The sequence below is a fragment of the Streptomyces gardneri genome, from assembly GCF_006539185.1.
Lineage (GTDB): Bacteria > Actinomycetota > Actinomycetes > Streptomycetales > Streptomycetaceae > Streptomyces > Streptomyces gardneri.
The window spans coordinates 14,708-39,543 of the sequence record NZ_BJMN01000052.1 but is presented as its reverse complement, the minus strand read 5'-3'; the positions used below and the strand labels follow the sequence as shown (position 1 = coordinate 39,543).

The following is a 24,836-nucleotide window of genomic DNA, read 5'->3' as shown; positions in this document are numbered from 1 at the left end:
CTCAGGTCTTCTTGCGGAACTTGGTCACCGCGAGCGGCGCCGTCACGACCGTGATCACCACGGCCCAGCCGAGGGTCATCCACACCGAGTGGGCGACCGGACCGCCGTTGATCAGGTTGCGGGCGGCGTCGGCGAGGTTCGACAGCGGGTTGTAGTCGGTGAAGGTCTCCAGCCAGCCGGGCATCGACGTCGTCGGGGCGAAGATCGAGGAGCCGAACTGGAGCGGCATCAGGACGAGCATGGCCATGCCCTGGACGGCCTGGGCCGTCTTGAGGCTGAGCCCGAGCAGGATGAAGATCCACATCAGCGACGCTCCGAAGACCATCGACAGACCGATGGCGGCGAGGAGGTGGAGGAACGAGGTGTGGATCTCCAGGCCGAGCAGGAAGCCCATGCCGAGCAGGATCGCGGTGGCGATCAGCATCCGGCCGACCTCGACGACGATCTTGGCGATCAGGACGGAGGACCGGGCGATCGGCATCGTCCGGAACCGGTCCATGACCCCCTTCTTGAAGTCGTCGTTGATGCCCACACCGACGGCCATGGCGATGTTCATGCCCATCATCGCCATCAGGCCGGGCGTCACGTAGTTGACGTAGACGTCGTTGTTGCCCTTGCCCGAGATGGCGCCGCCGAAGACGTACACGAACAGCAGGATGAAGATGATCGGCATCATCACGGCGTCGAACATCGACTCCGGGTCCTGCTTGATCTGGAGGGCGTTGCGGCGGACCAGCGCGCCGATGTGGCGGAGGTTGGCCCGGAGCCCGATGCGCCCCTCGGCGGTCGGCGCGGGGCGCGCGGGCGCCGTCCGAGGTGCGTCGACGGGGGACTTGGTGACAGTGGTCGTGCTCATGCGGCGGCGACCTCCTCGCTGATCGCGTCGGACTCGGCGGTCTTCTGACCGGTGATCGCGAGGAACACCTCGTCCAGACTGGGCAGATGGGTCCCGATGTGCGCGATGCCGAAGCCGCGCGCGCCGAGCAGCGCCACGACGGCGGTCAGCTGCTGGTCGGTGAGGATCGGCACGTACAGCGCGCCCTCGTCGGGCACGACGGTCGAACCGGCGACGCCGTCGAGACCGGTCTCGCGGAGCGCGGCGGCCATGGCGGGCAGCTGGTCCGGGTCGACCGGGCGGATCTTCAGGGTCCGGCCGCCGACCTTCGCCTTGAGCTCGTCGACCCCGCCCTTGGCGATGACCTTGCCCTTGTCGACGACGGTCAGCTCGCTCGCGAGCTGCTCCGCCTCCTCCATGTACTGCGTGGTCAGCAGGACGGTGACGCCCTCGGAGACCATCCGCTGCACCTCGTCCCACACCTCGTTGCGGGTGCGCGGGTCGAGACCGGTCGTCGGCTCGTCCAGGTAGAGGACGGAGGGCTGTCCGATCATCGAGGCGGCGAGGTCGAGCCGGCGGCGCATACCGCCCGAGTAGTTCATCGCGGGCCGCTTGGCGGCGTCGGTGAGCGAGAAGCGCTCCAGCATCTCGTCGGACCGGCGGCGGGCGTCGGCGCGGGAGAGGTCGAGCAGCCGCCCGATCATGTAGAGGTTCTCCCAGCCGGAGAGCTTCTCGTCGACCGAGGCGTACTGACCGGTGAGGCCTATGGTGCGGCGCAGCTGGCGGGGGTGCTTCACCACGTCGTACCCGGCGACGGTGGCGGTCCCGGCGTCCGGGACGAGGAGGGTGGACAGGCAGCGGACGAGGGTGGTCTTCCCGGCGCCGTTCGGCCCGAGGACCCCGAGGACGGTGCCCTCCCGGACGTCCAGGTCGACCCCGTCGAGGGCCTTCGTCGCGCCGAAGTGCTTCACGAGGCCCCGGACCTCGACGGCGTTGGTGTGTGATCGCGTCATGGCAGCCACTACACCAGCCGCCACCGACAATCCCCCGACAGACGACCGACAGCCCGCCGATGGGGGATGTCGGCGGGCTGTCGGAGGTGCCGCAGTGGCTCCGGGGGACTCTCCGTGAGGGGAGTCCGTGAACTAGTGGAAGGTGTGCTCCTCGGCGGGGAACGCCCCGCCGGAGACGTCCTCCGCGAAGGCGCGCGCGGCGTCGCCGAGCGTCTCGCGGAGGTTGGCGTACTGCTTGGTGAAGCGCGGGACCTTGCCGCCGGTCAGACCGGCCATGTCGGTCCAGACGAGGACCTGCGCGTCGGTGCCGGCGCCCGCGCCGATGCCGATGGTCGGGATGTGCAGCGAGCGGGTGACCTCGGCGGCCAGCTCGGCCGGTACGAGTTCGAGGACGACCGCGAAGGCGCCCGCGTCCTGCGCCGCCTTGGCGTCGCTGAGCAGCCGGTGGGCGGCCTCGTCGGTACGGCCCTGCACCCGGTAGCCCATGGTGTTGACGGACTGCGGCGTGAGGCCGAGGTGGGACATGACGGGGATGCCGGCCTGGACCAGCAGCTCGGTCTGGGCCAGGGAGCGCTCGCCGCCCTCCAGCTTGACCGCGTGGACCCCGGCGTCCTTGATCAGCCGGGTGGCGTTGCGCAGGGCCTGGACGGGCCCTTCCTGGTACGAGCCGAAGGGGAGGTCGCCGACGACGAGGGCGCGCTGCGTGCCCCGGACGACGGCGGCGGAGAGGAACGTCATCTCGTCCATCGTGACCGGCACGGTGGTCTCGTAGCCGAGGTGACAGTTGCCCATCGAGTCGCCGACGAGGATCACGGGGATGCCGGCCTCGTCGAAGACGGAGGCGGTCATCGCGTCGTAGGCGGTGAGCATGGGCCACTTCTCGCCGCGGGCCTTGGCGGCGGCGATGTCGTGGACGGTGATGCGGCGCGTGCCCTTGCCGCCGTACAGCGCCTTGCTGCTGTCGGCGGGCGGTTTCTGGGCAGCCTGAAGCGTCATGGAAACGGCTCCTTCGTCATCTCGAGGCGCCCTGACGGCGTCCCCGGACCACATCCATGGTGGCACTTAGCCGGGCGGGCGGGGAAGTGGGCCGGAGTGGTGCTGTTCACACCCGCGCAACGTAAAGCCTCCGTCATGTCTTTCGATACGAGACGGTCTCGTATCGAAATGGGGCTAGGGTGGTCGGCATGTCGCAGCCGTCCCCTGCCCTCGCCCCGCCCCGAGTCCCCGAGGCCGTCCACCGCCGCCGCTGGGCCGTCCTCGGCGTCCTCATGCTCAGCCTGCTGATCGTCGTCCTCGACAACTCGATCCTGAACGTCGCGGTCAGGACGATCGCCGCCCCCGCGCCCACCGGCATCGGCGCCACCCAGAGCGAGCTGGAGTGGTCGATCAACTCCTACACGCTCGTCTTCGCCGGGCTCCTCTTCACCTCCGGCCTGCTCGGCGACCGCCTCGGCCGGAAGAAGGTGCTGCTCTTCGGCATCACCGTCTTCGGCATCGGCTCCGCCCTCGCCGCCTTCTCCGGCTCCCCGGGCGAGCTCATCGCCTACCGGGCCGTCATGGGCCTCGGCGCCGCGTTCGTCATGCCCGCGACCCTCGCCGTCCTCATGAACGTCTTCGAGCGGGACGAGCAGCCCAAGGCCATCGGCATCTGGGCCGGCAGCGTCGGCCTCGCCATCGCGATCGGACCCATCACCGGCGGCGTCCTCCTCGAACACTTCTGGTGGGGATCGATCTTCCTCGTCAACGTGCCCGTGGTGCTCCTGGCCCTCGCCCTCATGATCTGGCTCGTCCCCGACTCCCGGGACCCGAAGCCGGGCCGGATCGACATACCCGGCGTGCTGCTCTCCGTCCTCGGACTCGTCCTCCTCGTGTACGGGATCATCCGCGGCGGCGAGCTCGCGAGCTTCACCGACCTCACCGTCCTCGCCCCGGCCCTCGGCGGCCTCGCGGTCCTCGTCCTCTTCGTCCTCCACGAGCGGCGCAGCGACCACCCGGCCATCGACATGAGCTACTTCAAGCGGCCCGCGTTCTCGGCGGCCGTCGCCGCCATCGCACTGGTCTTCTTCGCGCTCATGGGCGTGACCTTCTTCTCCGCCTTCTACCTGCAGAGCGTCCGCGGCTACAGCGCGCTGCAGTCCGGGCTGCTCATCCTGCCGCTCGCCATCGCCCAGATGGTGTTCGCGCCCCGGGCCCGGCTCGTCGTGGACCGCTTCGGCGCCAAGGCCGTGTGCACCGCCGGCATGCTGCTCGTCGCCGCGGGCCTCGCCGCCTTCGCCCTCTTCGACGCCTCGACACCGGTCTGGGCGCTGGAGGTCGTCTTCTTCCTCCAGGGCGCCGGAATGGCGCACATCATGCCGCCGGTCACGGTCGCGATCATGCAGGCGCTGCCCCGCGAGAAGGCGGGCTCCGGCTCGGCGATCAACAACACCTTCCGGCAGGTCGGCGGCGCGATGGGCGTGGCCGTCCTCGGCTCGGTGCTCTCCTCCGTGTACCGCGGGGAGATCGAGGGACACCTCGGTGGCGTCCCCGAGGCCCTGCGCGACACGGCGGGCGAGTCCATCGAGGCGACGCTCGCGGTCGCTTCGAGGCTCGGCCCGGCCGGCCGGGACCTCGTGGCCCCCGCGTACGACGCCTTCCTCGACGCCATGCACGTCACGGCGGTCGCCTCCGCGGTGATCGCCCTGATCGGCGCGGCCGTGGTGGCCGCCTTCCTCCCGGGCCGTACGCCGCAGGCGACGGCGCAGGCCCCGGGCGCCGCCCCGGCCGGTTCCGGTTCCGGTTCCGGTTCCCGTGCCGGTGTCGCGGCGGACGATCCCGCTCCGGGAGGTGCCGCCCGGCGGGGCTCCGTACCCGCGCCCGGTGCCGAGGCGGGAGAATCGGCCCGTCGATAGGCCGACGGCCGGCCACCGGAGGAGAGGCGGAGCGCACGTGTCGCTGCAGGACGGCGGAATCCCGGAACCCCAGGACGACGGGGCCGGGCCCGCGCCCGCCGGTGAGCCCGGTCCGGCACGGCGCGGACGGCCGCGGAGCGAGGCCGCGGAGCAGGCGATCTTCGACGCGGCCATCGAGCTCCTGGAGGCCGGCACCCCGCTCGCCGAGCTGTCCATCGAGAAGCTCGCCCGCACCGCCGGCGTCGGCAAGGCCACCATCTACCGGCGCTGGCCCGGCAAGGAGGAGCTCTTCGTCGAGCTGCTCCGCTCCGTGGAGCTCCCGGACCCGGTGCTGCCCGGCACCTCGGTCCGGGACGACTTCGTCGCGCTCCTGGAGTCGATCCGCCAGCGGGGCCTCGCCAAGCGGACCTCCGCCCTCCTCCACAACGTGTTCTCGCAGATGCAGCTCTATCCGAAGCTGTGGGACGCCTACCACCACACGGTGATCGAGCCGCGCCGCCGCCTCGGCCTGGACGCGGTGCGGCGCGGGATGGAGCGGGGCGAGATCCGCGCCGACCTCGACGTCGAGCTCGTCAGCGACCTCTTCACCGGCCCCCTGCTCATCCGCACCGTCATCCGCCCCGGCGGCACCCTGGAGCCGGGCCTCGCCGAGCGGATCGTCGACACCGTCCTGGAAGGCCTGCGGCCCCGCACCTGATCCCGACCGGCGCCCGCACCGGACCCGCCCCCGACCCGCACCCGATCCCCACGAATGTGCGCGTTCTGTCACAGGCCTCCCGCCCGCGCCACCTGCAGGAACCCGCCACGCACCCGCACTCGTCCCTGGGGGAGTACGACGGACCCGGGATCGCCTAGTGTCGGCACCGGGTCACGCAAGACGGCAAGGCAGAGTTAAGGACAGTGCGATGGCGCGGGTGGACATGACGGAGACCGAGCACGGCGGTGGCGGGAACGGGCGCCCCGGTTCCGGATCCCGGTTCCGGACCGCCCTCGACGGCCTGCGGCGCGACCGCGGCATCTGGCGCCGCGGCATCCTGATCGCCGCCGCGGCGGTGGCACTGACCCTCCTGATGGTGTTCCACGCCGAGATCCCCAACACCATCGGCAACCTCGGCAGCCTGACCGAGACGTTCCTGCCGTGGCTGGGCCTCTTCGTCCCCCTGTTCCTCGTCCTCGCCCTGGTGCGCCGCTCCGCCACCGCCCTGATCGCCCTGCTCCTGCCGGCGGTGGTCTGGCTCAACCTCTTCGGCGGACTCGTCGCCGACAAGTCCGTCCCCGGCGGCGACCTCACCGTCGCCACGCACAACGTGAACGCCGACAACCCGGACCCCGAGGGCACCGCCCGCGAGCTCGCCGGGTCCGGCGCCGACGTGCTGGCCCTGGAGGAGCTCAAGGGCGACATGGTCCCGACGTACGAGCGCGGCCTCGCCGAGGCGTACCCGCACCACTCCGTCCAGGGCACGGTCGGCCTCTGGAGCAAGCTGCCCCTGCGCGCCGCGCAGCCCGTCGACATCCGGATGGGGTGGACCCGCGCCATGCGCGCCGACGTCGTGACGCCCAAGGGCGAGGTCGCGGTGTACGTCGCCCACCTGCCGTCCGTCCGGGTCAAGCTCAACGCCGGCTTCACCGCCAACCAGCGCGACAACAGCGCCAACGCGCTCGGCGAGGCCATCTCCCGCGACCGGCACGAGCGGATCGTCCTCCTCGGCGACCTCAACGGCACCATGAACGACCGCTCGCTCAACGCCGTCACCTCGCAGCTGCGCTCCACCCAGGGCGCCGCGGGCGACGGCTTCGGCTTCAGCTGGCCGGCGTCGTTCCCGATGGCCCGGATCGACCAGATCATGGTGAAGGGCGTCGAGCCCGTGTCGTCCTGGGCGCTGCCGGAGACGAAGAGCGACCACCTCCCGATCGCGGCCCGCGTGAAGCTCTGACCGCCCGAGGGGATGGACGAAGGGGCGAAACCTTCCCTTCATCCCCCGGAAGCCAGAGGGAAGAAACCACCTGAGAGTCTTTGTTCCGACGAAGAACTATCTTCTGGAAAGGCTCTCCCCATGCCCCTGGCGCTGCTCGCGCTCGCCGTCTCCGCCTTCGGCATCGGCACGACCGAGTTCGTGATGATGGGCCTCCTGCCCAACGTCGCCGACGACCTCGGCACCTCGGTCCCCACCGCCGGGTACCTCGTCTCGGCGTACGCGATCGGCGTCGTCGTCGGCGCCCCGCTGCTCACCGCCCTCGGCTCCCGGATCCCGCGCAAGCGGATGCTGCTCCTGCTGATGGCCCTGTTCGTCGTCGGCAACCTCGCCTCCGCGCTCGCCCCCGGCTTCGGCTGGCTCGTCGCCGGCCGGGTCCTCGCCGGGCTCCCGCACGGCGCCTTCTTCGGCGTCGGCGCGGTCGTCGCCGCCCGACTCGTGAGCGAGGACCGGCAGGCGCGGGCGGTGGCCACGATGTTCCTGGGCCTCACCGTCGCGAACATCCTCGGCGTACCGGCCGCGACCCTGCTCGGCCAGCACCTCGGCTGGCGGGCCACCTTCCTCGTCGTCACCGTCATCGGGCTGCTCGCCATGGCCGCGCTCGCCCGCCTCGTCCCGTACGTGCCCCTGGACGAGCGGCAGGGCCTCGGCCGCGAGGTGCGCGCCCTCGGCCGTCCGCAGGTGCTGCTCGGCCTGCTCACCGCCGTCTTCGGATTCGCGGGCGTCTTCGCGGTCTACTCGTACCTCGCCTCGATGACCACCGAGGTGATGGGCTTCGGCGAGTCCACCGTCACCGTCGTCCTCGCCCTCTTCGGCCTCGGCATGACGGGCGGGGCGCTCGCCGCGGGCCCGCTGACGGACCGGGCGCTCCGGCCGACCCTGTACGGCTCGCTCGCCGCCCTAGTCCTCGCCCTGGTCGCCTTCCGCTTCACCGTCCACGTGCCCTGGCTGGCCCTCGTCACGGTCGTCGTGCTCGGCGCGGTCGGCTTCATGACCACCACCCCGCTCCAGATGCTGGTCATGCGGAAGGCCAAGGACGCCCCGACGCTCGCCTCCGCCTCCAACCACTCCGCCTTCAACCTGGCCAACGCCGGCGGCGCCTGGGCGGGCGGCGCCGCGGTCGCCGCCGGCTGGGGCTGGACCTCGCCGGCCCTCGTCGGCGCGGGCCTCACGGCCGTCGGCCTCGCGGTCGCGGCGGTCGCGGGCCTGCTCGACCGCGCCGGTACGGCGCAGGGGGCCTCCCGCGTCGTGGCGGGAAGCCCCCAGGAGTCCACCGGGGCGGACCGGGCGGTTCCGGAGGTCAGGGGGACGGCGTCTCCCGCCAGCGGTTCGTGATCGGCAGCCGCCGGTCCTTGCCGAAGCCCTTCGCCGAGATCTTGGTGCCCGGCGGGTACTGGCGCCGCTTGTACTCCGCCGCGTCCACCATCCGCAGCGTCCGCGCGACGACCTCCTCGTCGAAGCCGGCCGCCACGATCTCGTCCTTGCCGCGGTCCGCGTCCACGTACAGCGCGAGGATCCCGTCGAGGACGTCGTAGTCCGGCAGCGAGTCCGTGTCCACCTGGCCCGGGCGCAGCTCGGCGCTGGGCGGCTTGGTGATCGAGCTCTCCGGGATCGGCGGGGTCATGCCGCGGTCCTCGGCGGCCCGGTTGCGCCAGCGCGCGAGCCGGAAGACGGTCGACTTGTAGACGTCCTTGACGGGCCCGAACGCGCCGACGGAGTCGCCGTACAGCGTCGAGTAGCCCACCGCCAGCTCGGACTTGTTGCCCGGCGCGAGGACGATGTGCCCTTCCTGGTTGGAGATGGCCATCAGCGTCGTGCCGCGCAGCCGGGACTGCAGGTTCTCCTCGGCGAGGCCGGTGAGTCCCAGCGAGGCCATGTACGCGTCGAACATCGGCTCGATCGACACCGTGCGGTAGTTGAGGCCGGTGCGGCGGGCCAGTTCGGCGGCGTCGCCGCGCGAGTGGTCGGAGGAGTACCTGGACGGCATCGACACCCCGTACACGTTCCGCGCGCCGACCGCGTCGCAGGCGATCGCCGCGACGAGCGCCGAGTCGATGCCGCCGGAGAGGCCGATCAGGACCGAGCGGAAACCGTTCTTCGCGACGTACGCGCGCAGCCCCACGACCAGGGCCGAGTAGATCTCCTCGTCGTCGTCGAGCCGGTGCGCGTACCCGCCCTCGAGCTCCGGCTCGTATGCCGGGAGCGGCTTCTCGGAGAGCACCACCCGGTCGATGCGCAGTCCGTCGTCGACGATGCCCTCAGGGGCGTCCGGCTCGGCGGCCGGCAGCTCCAGGTCGATGATCACACTGCCCTCGACGAACTGCGGGGCACGCGCGACCACTTCGCCCGCCGCGTCGACGACGATCGAGTCGCCGTCGAAGACCAGCTCGTCCTGACCGCCCGTCGACGCCAGGTACGCGGTGACGCAGCCGGCCTCGCGGGCCCGCCTGCGGACCAGTTCGAGCCGCGTGTCGTCCTTGTTCCGCTCGTACGGCGAGGCGTTGACCGACAGGAGCAGCCCGGCCCGCGCGGCGCGCGCCGCCGGGACGCGGCCGCCCTCCTGCCAGAGGTCCTCGCAGATCGCCAGGGCCACGTCGACGCCGTGGACGCGGACGACCGGCAGGGTGTCGCCCTGGACGAAGTAGCGGTACTCGTCGAAGACGCCGTAGTTGGGCAGGTGGTGCTTGGCGAAGCGCAGCGCCACCTCGCCGCGGTACAGCACCGCGGCGGCGTTCTCCGGCGACCCGGCGGGCCGGCCGAGCTTCGGCTCGGCCCGCTCGGAGCGGTCGAGGTAGCCGACGACGACCGGCAGCTCGCCGAAGCCCTCGGCCGCGAGCCGCCGGGCGAGGGCGCGCAGGGCGTCCCGGGAGGCCTCGACGAAGGAGGGCCGCAGGGCCAGGTCCTCGACGGGGTAGCCGGTCAGCGCCATCTCGGGGAACGCGACGAGATGCGCGCCCTGTCCGGCGGCGTGCCGGGTCCAGTGGACGATCGCCTCGGAGTTCCCGGCGATGTCTCCGACGGTCGAGTCGATCTGATTCAGGGCGAGGCGTAGTTGAGGCACCCGGCCAGTGTAATCGTCACACCGACGCGATGTCCCGGAAAACGCCCCGGCGCAGCGGCAAGGAGCCCCCCGGCCCGGCCCCGGGCCCGACATGCGCCCCGCCCGAGCCCTGCTGATCATGAGCCCATGACGACGGGAACCTTCCGGTACACCCTGACGTTCGAACGATCATGCCCGGAAAGGTGACGAAAGCGGCAGCCGTCCTCCTCGGCCTCGGCGCGCTCGCGTACACCTCCTGGGTCCTCGAAGTCCTCGTCCGGACCGGTCTCGACCCGGTCCGGACATACGTCTCCGAACTCGCCGCCGCCGACCAGCCCCTCGGCGGCCTCTTCCGCGCCACCGACCTGGTCGCCGGCCTCCTCGTCCTCGCGGGCGCGCTGACCGGGCTCGCCGCGAGCCGAGGACCCCGCAGCCCCCGAGGGTCCCGGAGCCCCCGACGACCCCGGCCTCACGAGCGCTGGGCGCTGGGCGGCTGGATCGCGCTCGCCGTCTTCGGCGCCGCCACCGCCGTCGACTCGCGGCTCCCGCTCAGCTGCGCCCCCACCGCCGACCCGGAGTGCGCGGCGCGCGAGACCGCCGGCCTGGTGCCCGCCACCCATACGGCCCACGCCGTCAGTTCGAGTCTCGCCGTGACCGGCGCCATCGCCGCGATGATCGCCCTGACCGTGGCCGCCCGCCGCTACGGCCGCCGGCGCCCCCTCGCGCGCACGGGCCCCGCCCTCGTCGTCCTGGAGCTCGCCGCCACGGCCTGGACCCTGGCGGCCGTCGCCGCCTTCGAGGCCGGCAAGGGCACGTGGGCGCTCGGCGCCGGCCAGCGGCTCCAGGTCCTCCTGGTGGCCGTCTGGCTCGCCGTACTCGCCGCCTCCCTCGTCAGGGAGCGGCCGCGATGACCTTCGTACGGATCGGGGGAGTCGCCCACCACGTGACCGTCGAGGGCGCGGGGCCCGTCTGCGTCCTGAGCGCCGGTCTCGGCCTCAGCTGGTTCGACTGGGACCGGGTCGTGCCGCTGCTCGCCCCGTACCGCACGGTCGTCCGCTTCGACCGCCCCGGCCACGGCCTCTCCGCCCCCGCCTCCGCCCCGCCGACGGCGGCGGGCGAGGCGGACAGGATCGGGTCGCTCCTCGACGCGCTCGGCGTCGGCCACCGGGACCCCGTCACCGTCGTCGGCCACTCCATCGCCGGATTCCACGCGGAGGCCTTCGCACGCCTCCACCCCACCCGTACCGCCGGGCTCGTCCTCGTCGACTCCTCGGTGGAGGAACACCCCCGCCCCGCCCGCACCGCCGCCGTCTCCCGGGCCCTCGGCAGGGCGCTCTCCGCCGCCGGGCTCCCGGCCGCGCTCGGCCCGGCCGTCCGCCGGGCGGCCGTGCGCAGCGACCCGGCGTCCCCGGCCCTGGTCCGCCGTGTCTACCGCACCTCGCGCGTCCTGCGCGGCACCCTCCTGGAGAACGCCCACTACGGCGCCGTCGCCGCCGAACTCCTCGACCTCCGGGACCGCTTCCCCCTCCCGCCCGGCCTGCCCGTCACGGTCCTCGCGGCCCCCGAAGGATCCGCCCGCTGGGAGCGCCGCCAACGCGCGCTGGCCCGACGGCTCGACGCCTCCTACGAGGCGGTCGTGCCGTCGGGCCATCTGGTCATGCTGGACCGCCCGGACGCGGTGGCCCGGGCGGTACTGCGTCAGGAGGCGGCGTAGACGCTCGTACAGAACGCCTTGATCTGCTCGTCCGACAGATGCTGGGCCAGGTCGGCCTCGCTGATCATGCCGACGAGCCGCTTGCCCTCGATGACGGGGAGCCGGCGGATCTGGTGGCTCTGCATCTCCTCCAGCACCGCGCCCACGTCGGCACCCGCCTCGACCCAGCGTGGCGTGCCCTTGGCCATCTCGCCGCAGGTGATCTTCGACGGATCGTGGCCCATGGCCACACAGCCGATGACGATGTCACGGTCCGTGAGGATGCCGCAGAGCCGCTCGTTCTCGTCGGCGATGGGCAGCGCGCCCACGTTGAGGTTGCGCATCATCTGGGCGGCGCGGTCGAGCGTCTCGTGTGCCGGGATCCACTGGGCCCCGGGGTGCATGATGTCCTTCGCCGTGGTCATGAGCCGCATACCTTTCGTCGAACGTCGTCGTACGAACGTCCCCGAGCCCACTCATTGTCGGCGCACGGCACGGCCCCCGCGACCGCAGCGGGTCACGGGGGCCGGACGGCCTCGCGGGATCAGGAGATCAGGCCCCGCGCTTCCGCAGCATGTCCGCCATCAGCAGGATCTCGGACTGCTGCGCCTCGACCATGCCCTGCGCGAGATCGCGCTCGACGCCGGGGACGCACCTGCTCACACAGCCCTCGGCCATGTGGACCCCGCCCTTGTGGTGCTCGGTCATGAGCTTCAGGTACAGGACCTCGGCCTCCCGGCCGGTGGCCTTGCGCAAGGCGTCCAACTGCGCGTTGGTCGCCATGCCGGGCATCAGCGCGCCGTCCGAGGGACCGCTGTCGCCCGAACCGCCCATGCCCATCCAGGCCATCGGCTCGACGCCGGACTGGAGCTTGGGCAGCCCCCACATGTCCAGCCAGCCGAGCATCATGCCCCGCTGGTTGGCCTGGGTGTTGGCGATGTCGTACGCGAGGCGGCGGACCGACTCGTCCTTGGTGCGGTCCCGGACGATGAACGACATCTCGACGGCCTGCTGGTGGTGGACGGCCATGTCCCGGGCGAAGCCGGCGTCCGCGGAGTCGGTGGCGGGGACACGCGGCGCCTCGTCACGCTCCGCCGAGGCGACCGTGACGGCGCCACCGGCGAAGAGCAGCGCGAGCGCGACGGCGGTGACCGCCGCCCACCGCGTCCGCGTGCCCCGGCGCCGCGCGCCGGCCGCGAACTCCGCCTCCTCGCGATCGAAGGACTCCTCGGTCACGCCGGTCACTGACCGACCCCGCCGGTGCAGGCGGCGCCCGGCTCGGGGGTCTGCGGGCCCTGGACGTACTTCGTGAAGAAGGCGTCGATACGCGGGTCGGCGGCGTTGTCCACGGTGACCTGCTTGCCCCAGGCGGACAGCATGATCGCCCCGGACTGGTCGTCCACGGGGCTCATCAGCGTGTACTTGGTCTTGCCGACCTTCGCGGCCAGCTTCTCCACGTCGGCCTTGTCGGCCTTCTTGCTGTACGTCACCCAGACGGCGCCGTGCTCCAGCGAGTGCACGGCGTTCACGTCGTTGATCGCCTTGTCGTAGACCACGCCGTCGCAGTTCATCCAGACCGGGTGGTGGTCACCGCCGACCGGCGGCTTCATGTCGTACTTCACGGCGGTCTCGACGTGGTTGCGGCCGAGCTTCTTCGCGTCCCAGCTCTGCTCGCTCTTGATGGGGGCCTTGGCGGCGGCCTCCTTAGCGTCCTGCTCGTCGGACTTCTTCATCAGCACGAAGGTGCCGAAGCCGACGAGACCCAGGACGACGATTCCGGAGACGCCGATGGTGATCAGACGGTTGCGGCGCTCGCGGGACTGCTCGGCGCGGCGCATCTCCTCTATTCGGGCGCGGCGGTCGGCGTTGGCGGAGCGGTTGGCGGCCATGGTGATGTCGTCCTTCTTCAGGGATGGGGGGTCGAGTTCGGTGCGGGACACGCGGGGGACGGGCGGGAGGCCCGCCGCCGCTATGTCCGGAGAACTTGAAGGACGTGCAGGTCCGGCGCGCGCGGCCGGATGCCGGAGCGGCGGGCCGGGCCGTCACCGGAGGGCGGGTCGAGGCGCGGGAGCCTGCCCTCCGCGTGGAGCGGGGGGTCGAGCGGAGGCGCGCTGAGCACCGCGGGGGAGAGGGAGGGGACGAGGGAGCAGCCGCCGCGGTCGTACGGGCAGATGTACTCGGCCACGACCGCCGACGTCCGCGGGCCCTCGTTCTCCGGCGCCGCCACGTGATGAGGATCGGTCCCGGGGCCGGGGCCCAGACAGACGAAGAGCGCGGCGAGGAGCGTCGCCACGGCACTCACCAGTGCCATGGGACGCGCGTGTCGGAACAGGCGTACGAGCCGCGTGGCCCCCATGGGCGGAGATCGTAGTGGGCGCGGACCCTCTGTGGGCCGAACGGGGTACCACTCGATGCCGCCGAACGCCCGAACGTCCCGCATGCCCCTCCGTCCCGTTACCTGCGTCACACCCGAGCAGGCACTATGGGTGTGCAACGTGCGCGAAACCATGTGGTGGGATGCTCAGGTGCCCCCCGATGTATCGGAGGCGGTGGGAGCAGGCGGCCTGACCAGCAAGGATGGGTGTGGAAATGGACAAGCAGCAGGAATTCGTGCTCCGTACGCTCGAGGAGCGCGACATCCGCTTCGTGCGCCTGTGGTTCACCGATGTGCTGGGCTTCCTGAAGTCGGTGGCCGTGGCGCCGGCCGAGCTTGAGCAGGCCTTCGACGAGGGCATCGGCTTCGACGGCTCGGCGATCGAGGGCTTCGCCCGCGTATACGAATCGGACATGATCGCCAAGCCGGACCCGGGCACGTTCCAGATCCTGCCGTGGCGCGCCGAGGCGCCGGGCACGGCGCGGATGTTCTGCGACATCCTCATGCCCGACGGCTCGCCGTCCTTCGCCGACCCGCGCTACGTCCTCAAGCGGGCCCTCGCGAAGACCTCCGACCTGGGCTTCACCTTCTACACCCACCCCGAGATCGAGTTCTTCCTCCTGAAGGACAAGCCGCTCGACGGCACCCGGCCCACCCCGGCCGACAACTCGGGCTACTTCGACCACACCCCGCAGAACGTCGGCATGGACTTCCGCCGCCAGGCGATCACGATGCTCGAATCGATGGGCATCTCGGTGGAGTTCTCCCACCACGAGGGCGCGCCGGGCCAGCAGGAGATCGACCTCCGCTACGCGGACGCCCTCTCCACCGCCGACAACATCATGACCTTCCGCCTGGTCATGAAGCAGGTGGCGCTCGAACAGGGCGTCCAGGCCACCTTCATGCCGAAGCCGTTCTCCGACTACCCCGGCTCGGGCATGCACACCCACCTGTCCCTCTTCGAGGGCGACCGGAACGCCTTCTACGAGTCGGGCGCCGAGTACCAGCTCTCCAAGGTGGGCCGCTCCTTCATCGCGGGCCTCCTGAAGCACGCCGGCGAGATCTCCGCGGTCACCAACCAGTGGGTCAACTCGTACAAGCGCATCTGGGGCGGCTCCTCCCGCACGGCCGGCTCGGGCGGCGAGGCCCCCTCGTACATCTGCTGGGGCCACAACAACCGCTCGGCCCTCATCCGCGTCCCCATGTACAAGCCGGGCAAGACGGGCTCGTCCCGCGTGGAGGTCCGCTCCATCGACTCGGGCGCCAACCCCTACCTGACGTACGCGGTCCTCCTCGCCGCCGGCCTCAAGGGCATCGAGGAGGGCTACGAACTCCCGGCCGGCGCCGACGACGACGTCTGGGCCCTCTCCGACGCGGAACGCCGAGCGATGGGCATCGAACCGCTCCCGCAGAACCTGGGCGAGGCGATCGCCCTGATGGAGAAGAGCGAACTGGTCGCGGAGACCCTCGGCGAGCACGTCTTCGACTTCTTCCTCCGCAACAAGAAGCAGGAGTGGGAGGAGTACCGGAGCGAGGTCACCGCCTTCGAACTCCGCAAGAACCTCCCGGTGCTGTAAGCACAGGTCAGAGCGGGTAGAGCCTGGAACTGACGATCAGGGCCGACGGTCGCGAACCGTCGGCCCTGAGCCGTCTCACTCGCCCCGGAGCGCTGTCAGAGGCCGGTGGCAGACTGCGGCGCATGACGGACTGGGTCTCATCCATGGGCGGGCCTCTCGTCGTGGTGCCGGTGACGGTGCTGCGGGAGTGGGGCGGGTGTACGGACGGAGGAATCATCGTCGGGGAAGGGGACGAGCCCGACGACTACGACCGGGCCTGCGGGGTCGATGAGTTGGCCGGGGTGATCGACGTCGGGACGGGTGGTGGGCGGGCGCTCGTTCTGGGGGACGAGCCCGCGATGACGATGTTCCTGCCCGAGCGGCGGGCGTTCGTGCGGTGGATCGGGGCGGACTCCGAGGAGGAGCTGGTCGCCGAGGCGGAGGCCGTGCTGGACGCCCCCGACATCCCGTGGGAGGAGTGCGGGGTCTGGGAGACGGACGGGGCCGCCGTGCTGATGGATTCGGCCGAGGCCGGTGCCGATCTCGGGGTGCCGTACCCCGGTGACACACGGATGCCTGAGCAGGCGGACGTCCCTGTTCCGGCGGGGCGGTGGCGGATCGGTGCGCATCACACGTCCGGCGAGTCGGCCTCGGTCGGAGTGGTGCGGCTGCTGCCGGAATGAAATGCGTTGCCCCGCAGGTGGGGAGCGGATCACACTGCCCCGGTGAAGATCAGTTCTGTCGCCACCGAGCGGCTTGTGTTGTATCCGATGACCGTGGGCGCCGCCGAGCGGGTCGTCGCCCAGGAACCCGGGGACGGGGATCTGTGGGCCGAGGGGTATCCCCGGGACGGGGACGTCCGGGCCCTCACCGGGTTTCTGCGGGGGGTCGCCGAGCGCGGTGATCCGGGGGTGTTCCGGCATTACGAGATTCGGCTCGACGGGGTCGTCGTCGGGGGGATCGGCTTCCACGGGCCGCCGGACGAGGTGGGGTTCGCGACCGTCGGGTACGGGCTCGTGCCCGGGGTGCGCGGGAAGGGGTACGCCTCCGAGGCCCTGCGCGCGCTCATCGAGGTGGCCCGGCAGGGCGGGGCCTCCGGGGTGAAGGGGGACGCCGACATCTCCAACCCCGACTCCCACCGCGTGATGGAGGCCGCCGGGATGCCCTGCGTGGCGGAGGACGACACGCTGCGCCACTTCTCTCTGGGGTTCTAGCCAGGGGAGGTACCCGCGCTAGCGTCTGACGGTGTGTCGGATGGTCCTCTCCGTGTCTGGTACGCCGCCTACGGCTCCAACACCCATGCCGAGCGCCTCGGGTACTACCTCGCCGGCGGCCGGCCGCCCGGAGCCGCGCGGGTGTTTCCCGGGTGCCGGGATCCGCGCGGGCCCGCGGCGTCGGTGGCCCTCCTGCTGCCGGGGTGCGTGTACTTCGCGACCGAGTCGTCCGTGTGGGGCGGCGGCCGGGCCTTCTACGACCCGGCGGCGGACGGCACCGCCTGGGGCGTCGCGTACCTGCTGACCGCCGGGCAGTTCTCCGACATCGCCGCACAGGAGATGTACCGGCCGCCCGGCACCGACCTCGACCTCACGGAGGTCCTCGCCACCGGGCGCTGCTCGCTCGGGCCGGGGCGGTACGAGACCCTCGTCTGCTGCGGGTTCCTCGACGGCGCTGCCGGGGACGGTGAGGGCGAGGGCCTGCCCGTGCTCACCTTCACCGCTCCGGCGGAGGGCGAACGGTCCGAACCGAGGCCGCCGTCCGCCGCCTATCTCCGGCACCTCGCCGCCGGGCTGCAGCGCACCGGGGCGTGGCGGCCCGACGAGGTCGCCGGCTATCTCGCCGGCTGCCCCGGCGCCGCCGGGCACTGGACCCCGCAGGCCGTCGCCGACCTCAGCGTTCCGACAGCTCCGACGGGGCCTCCTGGACGACCCAGCCGTTGCCGTCCGGGTCCTCGAAGGTCATGAACGAGTTCCAGGTGCCGCCCTTCCCGTCCTCCCAGCCCGTCGCTCCGACGTGCATCACGGACGAGACGTCGACGCCCCGGCCGACCAGTTCCTTCCGCGCCGCCTCGATGTCCGTGACACAGATCTGGAGGCCGTGCAGGGTCCCGGGGGCCATCTCCTTCGTGCCCGGCATCGCCGGCATGCCGTTCAGCAGGGCGATCGAACAGCGCGATCCCGGCGGCGTCGCCTGGATGATCCGCACGCCGGGCGCCACCTCGTCGTCCAGGTCGACCGTGAAGCCGCACTTGTCGCCGTAGAACTCCTTGGCCCGGTCCATGTCGGTCACGGGGACGGGGACGACTTCCAGGGTCCAGTTCACGCGTACTCCTCCGCACTCCTCAGAAACGCCAGCGGGTCTGGCCGAACGGCTCGCCCTTGGCGAAGCCGAAGACCGTACGAGGCGCGACCGCGAACACCAGGGCCGTACCACCGTCGCCCACGAACGCCCCGTCCCGCACCTCGAACCGCCAATCCGGGCCGTACTTCTCCACGTACGCCGCCGCGAGGGCCCGCAGCCGGTCCTCGTCCGTCACCCGCGCCGCCTCGCCCTCGACCACCAGGTCGAGGCCCTCGTCGAGGACACCCGAGCCGGTGGTGAGGACCACCGACGGGTTCTCCGCGAGGTTGCGGGCCTTGCGCTCGTCAGGACCGGTGCAGAAGTGCAGCGCCCCCGTCGACCAGACCGCGATGAGGGGGGTGACATGCGGGCGGCCCTCCGGGCGGACCGTCGTCAGCCAGAAGACCTCGGCCGCCGCGAGCCGGGCCGCCGCGTCGGACCAGGGCAGCGCGGCCGCCTTCGGGTCGCTGTAGCGGGAGTCGAGCGTCGTCTGCGGGTCGGGCGAGGTGCGCGGGTCGGGTGCGGTGTGCGGGTCCATGGCCGGCCGTCCTTTCTCCGTGGCCCCACAGCGGGTGCCACACAGGAGAGACCGGTCCGCCCGCCCGAACTCATCGGTCGGCGGGCGTCCAGTGCAGCCTGCCGTCCAGGCCGATCGCCGCGACCCCGTCCGTGCCCGCGTCGGGCGCCCCCTGGAACAGGAACCGCTCCAGCCGCCACGTCGGCCGTGTCCCGCCGCGGGCCAGCGGGGCCGTCGCCAGGACGCCCGTCCGGGAGCGGACCGCGAGCACGCCGTCGCCGCCCACCGAGGCACTGCCCTTGGACCCGCCCACCGAACCGCCGGTGGACCCGCCCATCGCCCCGCTGACCGGGCCGAAGCCCGCGACACCGCCCGCCAGCTCCCGCATCGGGGACATCAGGCCCGCGCCCGAGAAGTCGGCGGTCCGCAGGTCGTTCGAGGCCGGCTTGCGGAACCAGAGCCGTACGCCCTCGCCGCCCGGCGCCGCGCTCGCGCTCAGCGCCAGCGTCGTCGGCGGCAGGCCCGTGCGCACCGGACCCGTCAGCGGGCCGCCGGGGTGCTGCGCCGCCCACGCCAGGACGGTGTTCGGGGTGCTCGCGAAGACGAAGCCGCGGCCCGCCGCGTCGGTCGCCGCCACGGGGTCGCCGTGCACGTCGGCGCCGCCGAGCGTCCGCCACGGACCCCACACGCCGTCCGTGCCCCGCTCGCGCGCCGCGAGCAGGTGACCGCTGTCCCGCACGACCAGCGTCGTCCGGCCGTCGGGGCCCACGGTCACGGCGGGCGCGCTGATGTCGGAGGTGCCCTGGGCGTCGTCCCGCTCGGGCGTGCCGAGGGAGCGCCACGGGCCGAAGCCGCCGCCCACCGCGGTCTGCTCGGCCGTCACCACCTCGCGCCGGTAGTCCGACGGGAGGGCGCCGATCGTGGTCCGGGTGCCGAAGACGGCCAGGCGGCCGTCGCGCAGCACGGTGGAGGTGACCCCGCTGTCCAGGCCGCCGCCGGGCAGCAGCACCGGCCCCCGCCAGGCCGACGCGCCCGCCGCCTTCCGCCAGGTCGCGAGGCGCCCGTCGAGGACGGAGAAGGCGTGCAGCCCGCCGTCCCGGTCGCGCTGCACCCAGGAGGTGGAGGTGCCCCGGGCGTACCGGATCGTCTGCGCCCAGCCCCGCCCCGCGGGTCGCGCGGCCACCTTCAGGTCGCCGCAGCCCGCGAGCGTCCCGCAGTCGTTGACGCCGTCCAGCCACGCGTACGTCTTCAGGGTCTTCAGCTTCGCGCCCGCCGTCACGGGGTCGAGGGTGTGCGGCAGGACGCTGGTCGGGTAGCCGAGGTAGTTCTGCACGCCGACGTGCGGGTGCCCCGGGACCTCCGCGTACCGGGCGAGCGCGGCCTGCACGAACCGCGCCCCGTACAGGTGGTCCTGATGGTCCTGGTAGCGCTCCGAGCCGGCGACCTTGCCGGAGGTCGGGTCCTGCATCCGTACGAAGGTGGGCCGGAAGCGCTCGAGGACCCCGGTCACCGTCGCGACGACCTGCTCCTTCGTGTACGTGAAGTCCGCCGCGACCGGGGTGCCGGAGGCGCGCTGGGAGGCGAGCGCGGATATCCGGCCGTGCCACAGGCCGTTGAGGCTCTCGGGGCGGTCGCCGTTGGTCGCCCCGGCCTCGCGCATCTGCAACCACACCAGCTTGACCTGCGGCTTCGCCCGCAGGATGTCCAGCTCCGCGGTCGCACCGCCGGCCGTGGGGATCGCGACCCGGTCCCAGGGGCTGGTGCGGCTGCCGGTGGCCATCTCGGCGTACGCGGCACGGATGCCGTTCTGCCGGGCCTCGGCGTACCCCGCCTTGTCGGGCGCCGCCCCGGCGGCGTCGCGCGGGCGCGCGTTGACGCCGTCCGACTCGCCGGAGGTCAGGTAGACGGAGGTCAGGGGGTTGCCGGAGTGGATGGACTGGGAGGTGTCCGGGTTCATGAAGAACAGGTCGTCGTCGGGGTGCGCCACGAACTGCACCACGGACGCGCCGTCGACGGTGGCCGGCGCCTCGACACCGCGGACCTTCACCGGTGTTTCCGCGGGCGCCCGCGGAGGCACCGGGACCGACGCGGCCGCCGAGGAGCCCGGCGCCGTCGTCACCGACAGCAGACCGGCGAAGGTGCCGCCCACCAGGACGGTCGTCAGGGCCGTCGTGACGACCCTGCGGCGGGAGGGCCCGCGACGGGAGGGGGCGGCGGGACGGCGGGGGAGGCGGACGGGCATCGGTGGCGGCGCGCTTTCACAGGAGGGAGGACGAACAGGACGGCCGGAAGGGTGGCCGGCGACGGACGGGCATGCGTGCGGGTGCGCACGGACAACAAGACGGACTTTCAAGGAATACGGTTCACCCGGACCGAAAAGCGACCAATGTGCGAGATGTCACGTGTGATCCGCTTCGATCCGAAGGCCTGGGCGCCCCCGCCCCCCAATCCGGATAGGCTCGATCTCCCGGACCCGACCGTGGGAGACCCGGGTTCGGACGTGCTTGGAGGGAGCGGTCGGATGACGGTGCCGGGGCGCAGGAGCAGTACATTCTCCCGTCTGCTGCGACACGGATTCACCGATCCCTCGGGAGCCGAACGTCTCCTCGACGTACCCGAGCTGTCCGCCCTCCGCGGCGACGCCGTCCTCCTCGACGCCCTCGGTGCCACCGCGGACCCCGATCTCGCCCTCCGCGGCCTTGTCCGGCTCGTCGAGGCGCAGCCCGAGACCGAGCGGCAGACCCTCACCGCCACCCTGCTCTCCGCCAAGCCCTTCCGGGACCGGCTCCTCGGGGTGCTCGGCGCCTCCGAGGCGCTCGCCGACCACCTGGCCCGCCACCCCCGCGACTGGGAGTCCCTCGTCACGTACGAGGCGGCCGACCTGCACCCGGGCGTCGCCGAGTTCGAGCGGGGCCTCGCCGAGGCCACCGACGCCGTCTCGCTGCGGGTCGCCTACCGCCGCTGCCTGCTCGCCATAGCGGCCCGTGACGTGTGCGGCACCACCGACGTCGCCCAGACGGCCGCCGAGCTCGCCGACCTGGCGACCGCGACCCTGCGCGCCGCGCTCGCCATCGCCCGTACCGCCGCGCCCGCCGACGCCGCCCAGTGCCGGCTCTCCGTGATCGCGATGGGCAAGTGCGGCGGCCACGAGCTCAACTACGTCTCCGACGTGGACGTGATCTTCGTGGGGGAGCCCGCCAACGAGGTCGGCGACCGGGAAGGAGGCGAGGCCCAGGCGATCCAGGCCGCGACCCGGCTCGCCTCGCACCTCATGCGGATCTGCTCCGAGACCACCGTCGAGGGCACCATCTGGCCGGTCGACGCCAACCTCCGCCCCGAGGGCCGCAACGGCCCCCTCGTCCGCACCCTCTCCTCCCACCTCGCCTACTACCAGCGCTGGGCGAAGACCTGGGAGTTCCAGGCCCTTCTGAAGGCCCGCGCGGTCGCCGGCGACCCGGAGCTCGGCGCGCTGTACATCGACGCCGTCTCCCCGCTCGTCTGGCAGGCCGCCGAGCGCGAGAACTTCGTCCCCGACGTGCAGAAGATGCGCCGCCGGGTCGTCGACAACATCCCCGCCGCCCAGGTCGAGCGCGAGCTCAAGCTCGGCCCCGGCGGCCTGCGGGACGTCGAGTTCGCCGTCCAGCTCCTCCAGCTCGTGCACGGCCGCAGCGACGCCACGCTCCACAGCGGCAAGACCCTGGACGCGCTCGCCGCGCTCGCCGACGGCGGCTACGTCGGCCGGGCGGACGCGGCCCAGCTCGACGAGGCCTACCGCTTCCTGCGCGCCATGGAGCACCGCATCCAGCTCTACCGGCTGCGCCGCACCCACCTCGTCCCCGAGGACGAGGGCGACCTGCGCCGCCTCGGCCGCTCCCTCGGCCTGCGCACCGACCCCGTCGCCGCGCTCAACAAGGAGTGGAAGCGGCACGCCTCCGTCGTCCGCCGCCTCCACGAGAAGCTCTTCTACCGGCCGCTGCTCGACGCGGTCGCCCAGCTCGCCCCCGGCGAGATCCGGCTCAGCCCGAAGGCGGCCGGACAGCGCCTCGAAGCCCTCGGCTACCAGGACCCGGCCGCCGCCCTGCGCCATCTGGAGGCGCTCGCCTCCGGGGTGAGCCGCAAGGCCGCGATCCAGCGGACGCTGCTGCCCGTGCTGCTCGGCTGGTTCGCCGACTCGGCCGACCCGGACGCCGGCCTCCTCGGCTTCCGCAAGGTCTCGGACGCCCTCGGCAAGACCCCCTGGTACCTCCGGCTCCTCCGGGACGAGGGCGCCGCCGCCGAGAACCTCGCCCGGGTGCTCTCCGCCGGCCGCCTCGCCCCCGACCTGCTGCTGCGAGCCCCCGAGGCGGTCGCGATCCTCGGCGACCCGGAGGGCCTGAAGCCCCGCGACCGGGACCACCTGGAGCAGGAGGTCCTGGCGGCGGTGGGCCGCGCGGACGACGCCGAACAGGCCGTCGCGGCGGCCCGCGGGGTCCGCCGCAGGGAACTGTTCCGTACCACAGCGGCCGATCTCATCGGCTCGTACGGCACCGAGGACAACCCCCGCGAGCCCGACCCCGGCGCCCTGGTCGACCGGGTCGGGGAGGCCGTCACCGACCTCAACGCGGCGACGATCGCCGGCGCCCTGCGGGCAGCCGTGCGGGCCGAGTGGGGCGAGGAGCTGCCGACCCGCTTCGCTGTCATCGGCGTCGGCCGCTTCGGCGGCCACGAGCTGGGGTACGGCTCCGACGCCGACGTGCTGTTCGTGCACGAGCCGCGCGAGGGCGTCGACGAGCAGGAGGCGGCCCGGGCCGCGAACCGGGTGGTCGCCGAGATGCGGAGGCTGCTCCAGCTACCCACCGCCGACCCGCCGCTGCTGATCGACGCGGACCTCAGGCCCGAGGGCAAGAGCGGCCCCCTGGTCCGCACCCTGAAGTCGTACGAGGCCTACTACCGCCGCTGGTCCCTCGTCTGGGAGAGCCAGGCCCTGCTGCGGGCCGAGCCCATGGCGGGCGACCGGGAGCTGGCCGACCGGTTCATCGAGCTCGTCGACCCGCTGCGCTACCCCGCGGAGGGCCTCGGCGAGGACGCGGTCCGCGAGATCCGCCGCCTCAAGGCCCGGATGGAGTCCGAGCGGCTGCCGCGCGGCGCCGACCCGACGCTCCACGCCAAGCTGGGACGCGGCGGCCTGAGCGACGTCGAGTGGACGGTCCAGCTGCTCCAGATGCGGCACGGCTGGGCGGAACCGGGGCTACGGACGCCCCGCACCCGCGAGGCCCTCCGGGCCGCGCACGCGGCGGGCCTGATCCCGACGGAGGAGGCGCAGACCCTCGACGAGGCCTGGGTCCTCGCCACCCGCGTCCGCAACGCGGTGATGCTGGTCCGCGGCCGCCCCGGCGACACCTTCCCCTCCGACCCGCGCGAGCTCGCGGCGGTCGGCCGGTACCTGGGGTACGAGTCGGGCCACGTCGGCGAGATGGTCGACGACTACCGCCGCATCACGCGCCGCGCCCGGGCCGTCGTCGAGGAGCTCTTCTACGGGGCGTAGCCCTCCCGCGCGGGCGAGAGGGCTACGGCTGATCGATCGATCGACCGGCTGACTGACCGGCCTGTGCGGTTATCTTCGGGAACCGACCGGACGCTCCGCGTCCGTGTCCTCGCCCGCCCCGCGGTCCCCGTCCGTCGGCGTGGGGCGCGGCCCGCCCCGGGCCACGGTCACGGCCGGTTCCACCAGCTTGGGCAGCCGGTGTGGCCGGGAGCCGTACCAGAAGTACGAGACGAGGAAGCCGAAGGCCAGGCAGATCACGCCGCCGACCGCGTCCAGCCAGAAGTGGTTGGCGGTCGCGACGATCACGACGAGCGTGACCGTCGGGTAGAGCAGGCCCAGGATCTTCGCCCAGGGCGCCTTGGCCAGGAGGAAGATCGTCACGCCGCACCAGAGCGACCAGCCGATGTGCATCGACGGCATCGCCGCGTACTGGTTCGACACGTGCTTCAGGTTGCCCGAGGCCATCGAGCCCCACGTCTCGTGGACGAGGACCGTGTCGATGAAGTTCTGGCCCGGCATGAGCCGCGGCGGCGCGAGCGGGTACAGGTAGTAACCGACCAGTGCCACACCGGTGGTGGCGAACAGGACGGTACGGAACGCCGCGTAACGGCCCGGCTGCCATCGGTACAGCCACACGAGCACACCGATGGTCACGACGAAGTGCAGCGTGGCGTAGTAGTAGTTCATCGAGACGATCAGCCAGGTCACCGAGTTCACGGCGTGGTTGACGGCATGCTCGAAGGCGAGGCCGAGGGACTCCTCGGCCCGCAGGATCCAGTCGGCGTTCTCGAGCGCCTGGGTCTTCTGCTCCGGCACCGCGTTGCGGATGAGGGAGTAGGTCCAGTAGCTCACCGCGATGAGCAGGATCTCGAACCAGATCGTGGGACGCCGCGGCACGCGGGCGCGCAGGCGCGCGAACCTGCCGTCGGCCACGGTGGGTGGCGACGGGGTCGTCCGGTCGTCCAAACTCTTCACGGTCGTTTCACCCATAGGCAGAGAGTTTGCCAGATCCCGCCCCCTCGACCGATCATCCCCCGGTCGGGTTCCGGTCGCACCCGGTCCCCCTCAAGAAGGACACGCGAC

At 72.5% G+C, this 24,836-nt stretch carries 22 protein-coding genes and 1 pseudogene; 11 read left to right on the top strand and 12 right to left on the bottom strand.

Annotated features, from left to right (window positions below):
- Position 1: 1 nt before the first annotated feature.
- From SGA01_RS33415 to panB, 3 genes are all read right to left on the bottom strand, one after another.
- The gene (locus tag SGA01_RS33415) at positions 2 to 856 is read right to left on the bottom strand and encodes an ABC transporter permease (protein ID WP_141301368.1); all 855 of its coding nucleotides are present in this window, start codon (positions 854 to 856) and stop codon (positions 2 to 4) included.
- On the bottom strand, positions 853 to 1,848 hold the full coding sequence (locus tag SGA01_RS33410) for an ATP-binding cassette domain-containing protein (RefSeq protein ID WP_141301366.1): 996 nt from the start codon (positions 1,846 to 1,848) through the stop codon (positions 853 to 855). Before SGA01_RS33410 ends, SGA01_RS33415 begins: the two co-directional genes overlap by 4 nt.
- A 132-nt stretch (positions 1,849 to 1,980) precedes the next feature.
- Positions 1,981 to 2,844, bottom strand: a complete 864-nt coding sequence (panB, locus tag SGA01_RS33405) for a 3-methyl-2-oxobutanoate hydroxymethyltransferase (protein WP_055643917.1) — start codon at positions 2,842 to 2,844, stop codon at positions 1,981 to 1,983.
- A 188-nt stretch (positions 2,845 to 3,032) separates the two neighbouring features.
- Here panB and SGA01_RS33400 point away from each other — a divergent pair, with 188 nt between their 5' ends.
- From SGA01_RS33400 to SGA01_RS33385, 4 genes and pseudogenes are all read left to right on the top strand, one after another.
- Entirely contained in the window at positions 3,033 to 4,739 is a 1,707-nt protein-coding gene (locus SGA01_RS33400) for a DHA2 family efflux MFS transporter permease subunit (RefSeq protein ID WP_141301364.1), read from the top strand.
- A 37-nt stretch (positions 4,740 to 4,776) separates the two neighbouring features.
- A complete protein-coding gene (locus SGA01_RS33395) occupies positions 4,777 to 5,436 on the top strand; it encodes a TetR/AcrR family transcriptional regulator (RefSeq protein WP_141301362.1) in 660 nt (219 codons plus the stop codon).
- Between the two features lie 273 nt (positions 5,437 to 5,709).
- Positions 5,710 to 6,673: pseudogene (locus SGA01_RS33390) on the top strand (endonuclease/exonuclease/phosphatase family protein).
- Between the two features lie 120 nt (positions 6,674 to 6,793).
- Complete coding sequence (locus tag SGA01_RS33385) at positions 6,794 to 8,047, top strand: MFS transporter (protein ID WP_141301358.1); 1,254 nt, start codon at positions 6,794 to 6,796, stop codon at positions 8,045 to 8,047.
- Here SGA01_RS33385 and SGA01_RS33380 read toward each other — a convergent pair.
- A complete protein-coding gene (locus SGA01_RS33380) occupies positions 8,013 to 9,773 on the bottom strand; it encodes an NAD+ synthase (protein ID WP_141301356.1) in 1,761 nt (586 codons plus the stop codon). The two genes, SGA01_RS33385 and SGA01_RS33380, sit on opposite strands and share 35 nt — an antisense overlap.
- 170 nt (positions 9,774 to 9,943) lie before the next feature.
- Here SGA01_RS33380 and SGA01_RS33375 point away from each other — a divergent pair, with 170 nt between their 5' ends.
- Together SGA01_RS33375 and SGA01_RS33370 are read left to right on the top strand one after the other, a co-directional pair.
- Positions 9,944 to 10,663, top strand: coding sequence for a DUF998 domain-containing protein (locus SGA01_RS33375; protein WP_141301354.1), 720 nt, complete (start codon positions 9,944 to 9,946; stop codon positions 10,661 to 10,663).
- A complete protein-coding gene (locus SGA01_RS33370) occupies positions 10,660 to 11,466 on the top strand; it encodes an alpha/beta fold hydrolase (RefSeq protein WP_141301352.1) in 807 nt (268 codons plus the stop codon). The genes SGA01_RS33375 and SGA01_RS33370 overlap by 4 nt, the downstream gene beginning before the upstream one ends.
- On the opposite strand, the gene SGA01_RS33365 is transcribed toward SGA01_RS33370, so the two are convergent.
- The 4 genes from SGA01_RS33365 to SGA01_RS33350 all read right to left on the bottom strand — a co-directional run bounded on the left by SGA01_RS33365 (position 11,451) and on the right by SGA01_RS33350 (position 13,756).
- A complete protein-coding gene (locus SGA01_RS33365) occupies positions 11,451 to 11,870 on the bottom strand; it encodes a CBS domain-containing protein (RefSeq protein ID WP_055646350.1) in 420 nt (139 codons plus the stop codon). The two genes, SGA01_RS33370 and SGA01_RS33365, sit on opposite strands and share 16 nt — an antisense overlap.
- A 127-nt stretch (positions 11,871 to 11,997) precedes the next feature.
- Entirely contained in the window at positions 11,998 to 12,576 is a 579-nt protein-coding gene (locus tag SGA01_RS33360) for a DUF305 domain-containing protein (RefSeq protein WP_229917812.1), read from the bottom strand.
- Between the two features lie 110 nt (positions 12,577 to 12,686).
- Positions 12,687 to 13,334 (bottom strand): thioredoxin-like domain-containing protein, encoded by a 648-nt coding sequence (locus SGA01_RS33355; RefSeq protein ID WP_174867598.1) that lies wholly within the window; start codon positions 13,332 to 13,334, stop codon positions 12,687 to 12,689.
- 80 nt (positions 13,335 to 13,414) lie between these two features.
- Positions 13,415 to 13,756: a hypothetical protein gene (locus tag SGA01_RS33350; RefSeq protein ID WP_229917793.1), complete on the bottom strand. Its 342-nt coding sequence runs from the start codon at positions 13,754 to 13,756 to the stop codon at positions 13,415 to 13,417.
- Between the two features lie 278 nt (positions 13,757 to 14,034).
- Here SGA01_RS33350 and glnA2 point away from each other — a divergent pair, with 278 nt between their 5' ends.
- The 4 genes from glnA2 to SGA01_RS33330 all read left to right on the top strand — a co-directional run bounded on the left by glnA2 (position 14,035) and on the right by SGA01_RS33330 (position 17,336).
- Entirely contained in the window at positions 14,035 to 15,396 is a 1,362-nt protein-coding gene (gene glnA2, locus SGA01_RS33345; RefSeq protein ID WP_015033133.1) for a gamma-glutamylpolyamine synthetase GlnA2, read from the top strand.
- Between the two features lie 122 nt (positions 15,397 to 15,518).
- On the top strand, positions 15,519 to 16,058 hold the full coding sequence (locus SGA01_RS33340) for an Imm21 family immunity protein (protein ID WP_141301346.1): 540 nt from the start codon (positions 15,519 to 15,521) through the stop codon (positions 16,056 to 16,058).
- 42 nt (positions 16,059 to 16,100) lie between these two features.
- Positions 16,101 to 16,589 (top strand): GNAT family N-acetyltransferase, encoded by a 489-nt coding sequence (locus SGA01_RS33335; RefSeq protein ID WP_174867594.1) that lies wholly within the window; start codon positions 16,101 to 16,103, stop codon positions 16,587 to 16,589.
- Positions 16,590 to 16,622: 33 nt separating this feature from the next.
- Positions 16,623 to 17,336, top strand: a complete 714-nt coding sequence (locus SGA01_RS33330; protein ID WP_229917790.1) for a histone deacetylase — start codon at positions 16,623 to 16,625, stop codon at positions 17,334 to 17,336.
- Here SGA01_RS33330 and SGA01_RS33325 read toward each other — a convergent pair.
- From SGA01_RS33325 to SGA01_RS33315, 3 genes are all read right to left on the bottom strand, one after another.
- Complete coding sequence (locus SGA01_RS33325) at positions 17,263 to 17,694, bottom strand: VOC family protein (RefSeq protein WP_141301344.1); 432 nt, start codon at positions 17,692 to 17,694, stop codon at positions 17,263 to 17,265. The genes SGA01_RS33330 and SGA01_RS33325 overlap by 74 nt on opposite strands.
- 19 nt (positions 17,695 to 17,713) lie before the next feature.
- Entirely contained in the window at positions 17,714 to 18,250 is a 537-nt protein-coding gene (locus SGA01_RS33320; RefSeq protein WP_141301342.1) for a pyridoxamine 5'-phosphate oxidase family protein, read from the bottom strand.
- A 70-nt stretch (positions 18,251 to 18,320) separates the two neighbouring features.
- A complete protein-coding gene (locus tag SGA01_RS33315; protein WP_141301340.1) occupies positions 18,321 to 20,471 on the bottom strand; it encodes a PIG-L family deacetylase in 2,151 nt (716 codons plus the stop codon).
- A gap of 279 nt (positions 20,472 to 20,750) precedes the next feature.
- Between SGA01_RS33315 and SGA01_RS33310 the strand changes: the two genes are divergently transcribed.
- The gene (locus tag SGA01_RS33310) at positions 20,751 to 23,753 is read left to right on the top strand and encodes a bifunctional [glutamine synthetase] adenylyltransferase/[glutamine synthetase]-adenylyl-L-tyrosine phosphorylase (protein ID WP_141301338.1); all 3,003 of its coding nucleotides are present in this window, start codon (positions 20,751 to 20,753) and stop codon (positions 23,751 to 23,753) included.
- Between the two features lie 69 nt (positions 23,754 to 23,822).
- Here the strand turns inward: SGA01_RS33310 and SGA01_RS33305 are convergent, their stop codons facing one another.
- The gene (locus SGA01_RS33305; protein WP_141301336.1) at positions 23,823 to 24,743 is read right to left on the bottom strand and encodes a phosphatase PAP2 family protein; all 921 of its coding nucleotides are present in this window, start codon (positions 24,741 to 24,743) and stop codon (positions 23,823 to 23,825) included.
- Between the last annotated feature and the right edge of the window lie 93 nt (positions 24,744 to 24,836).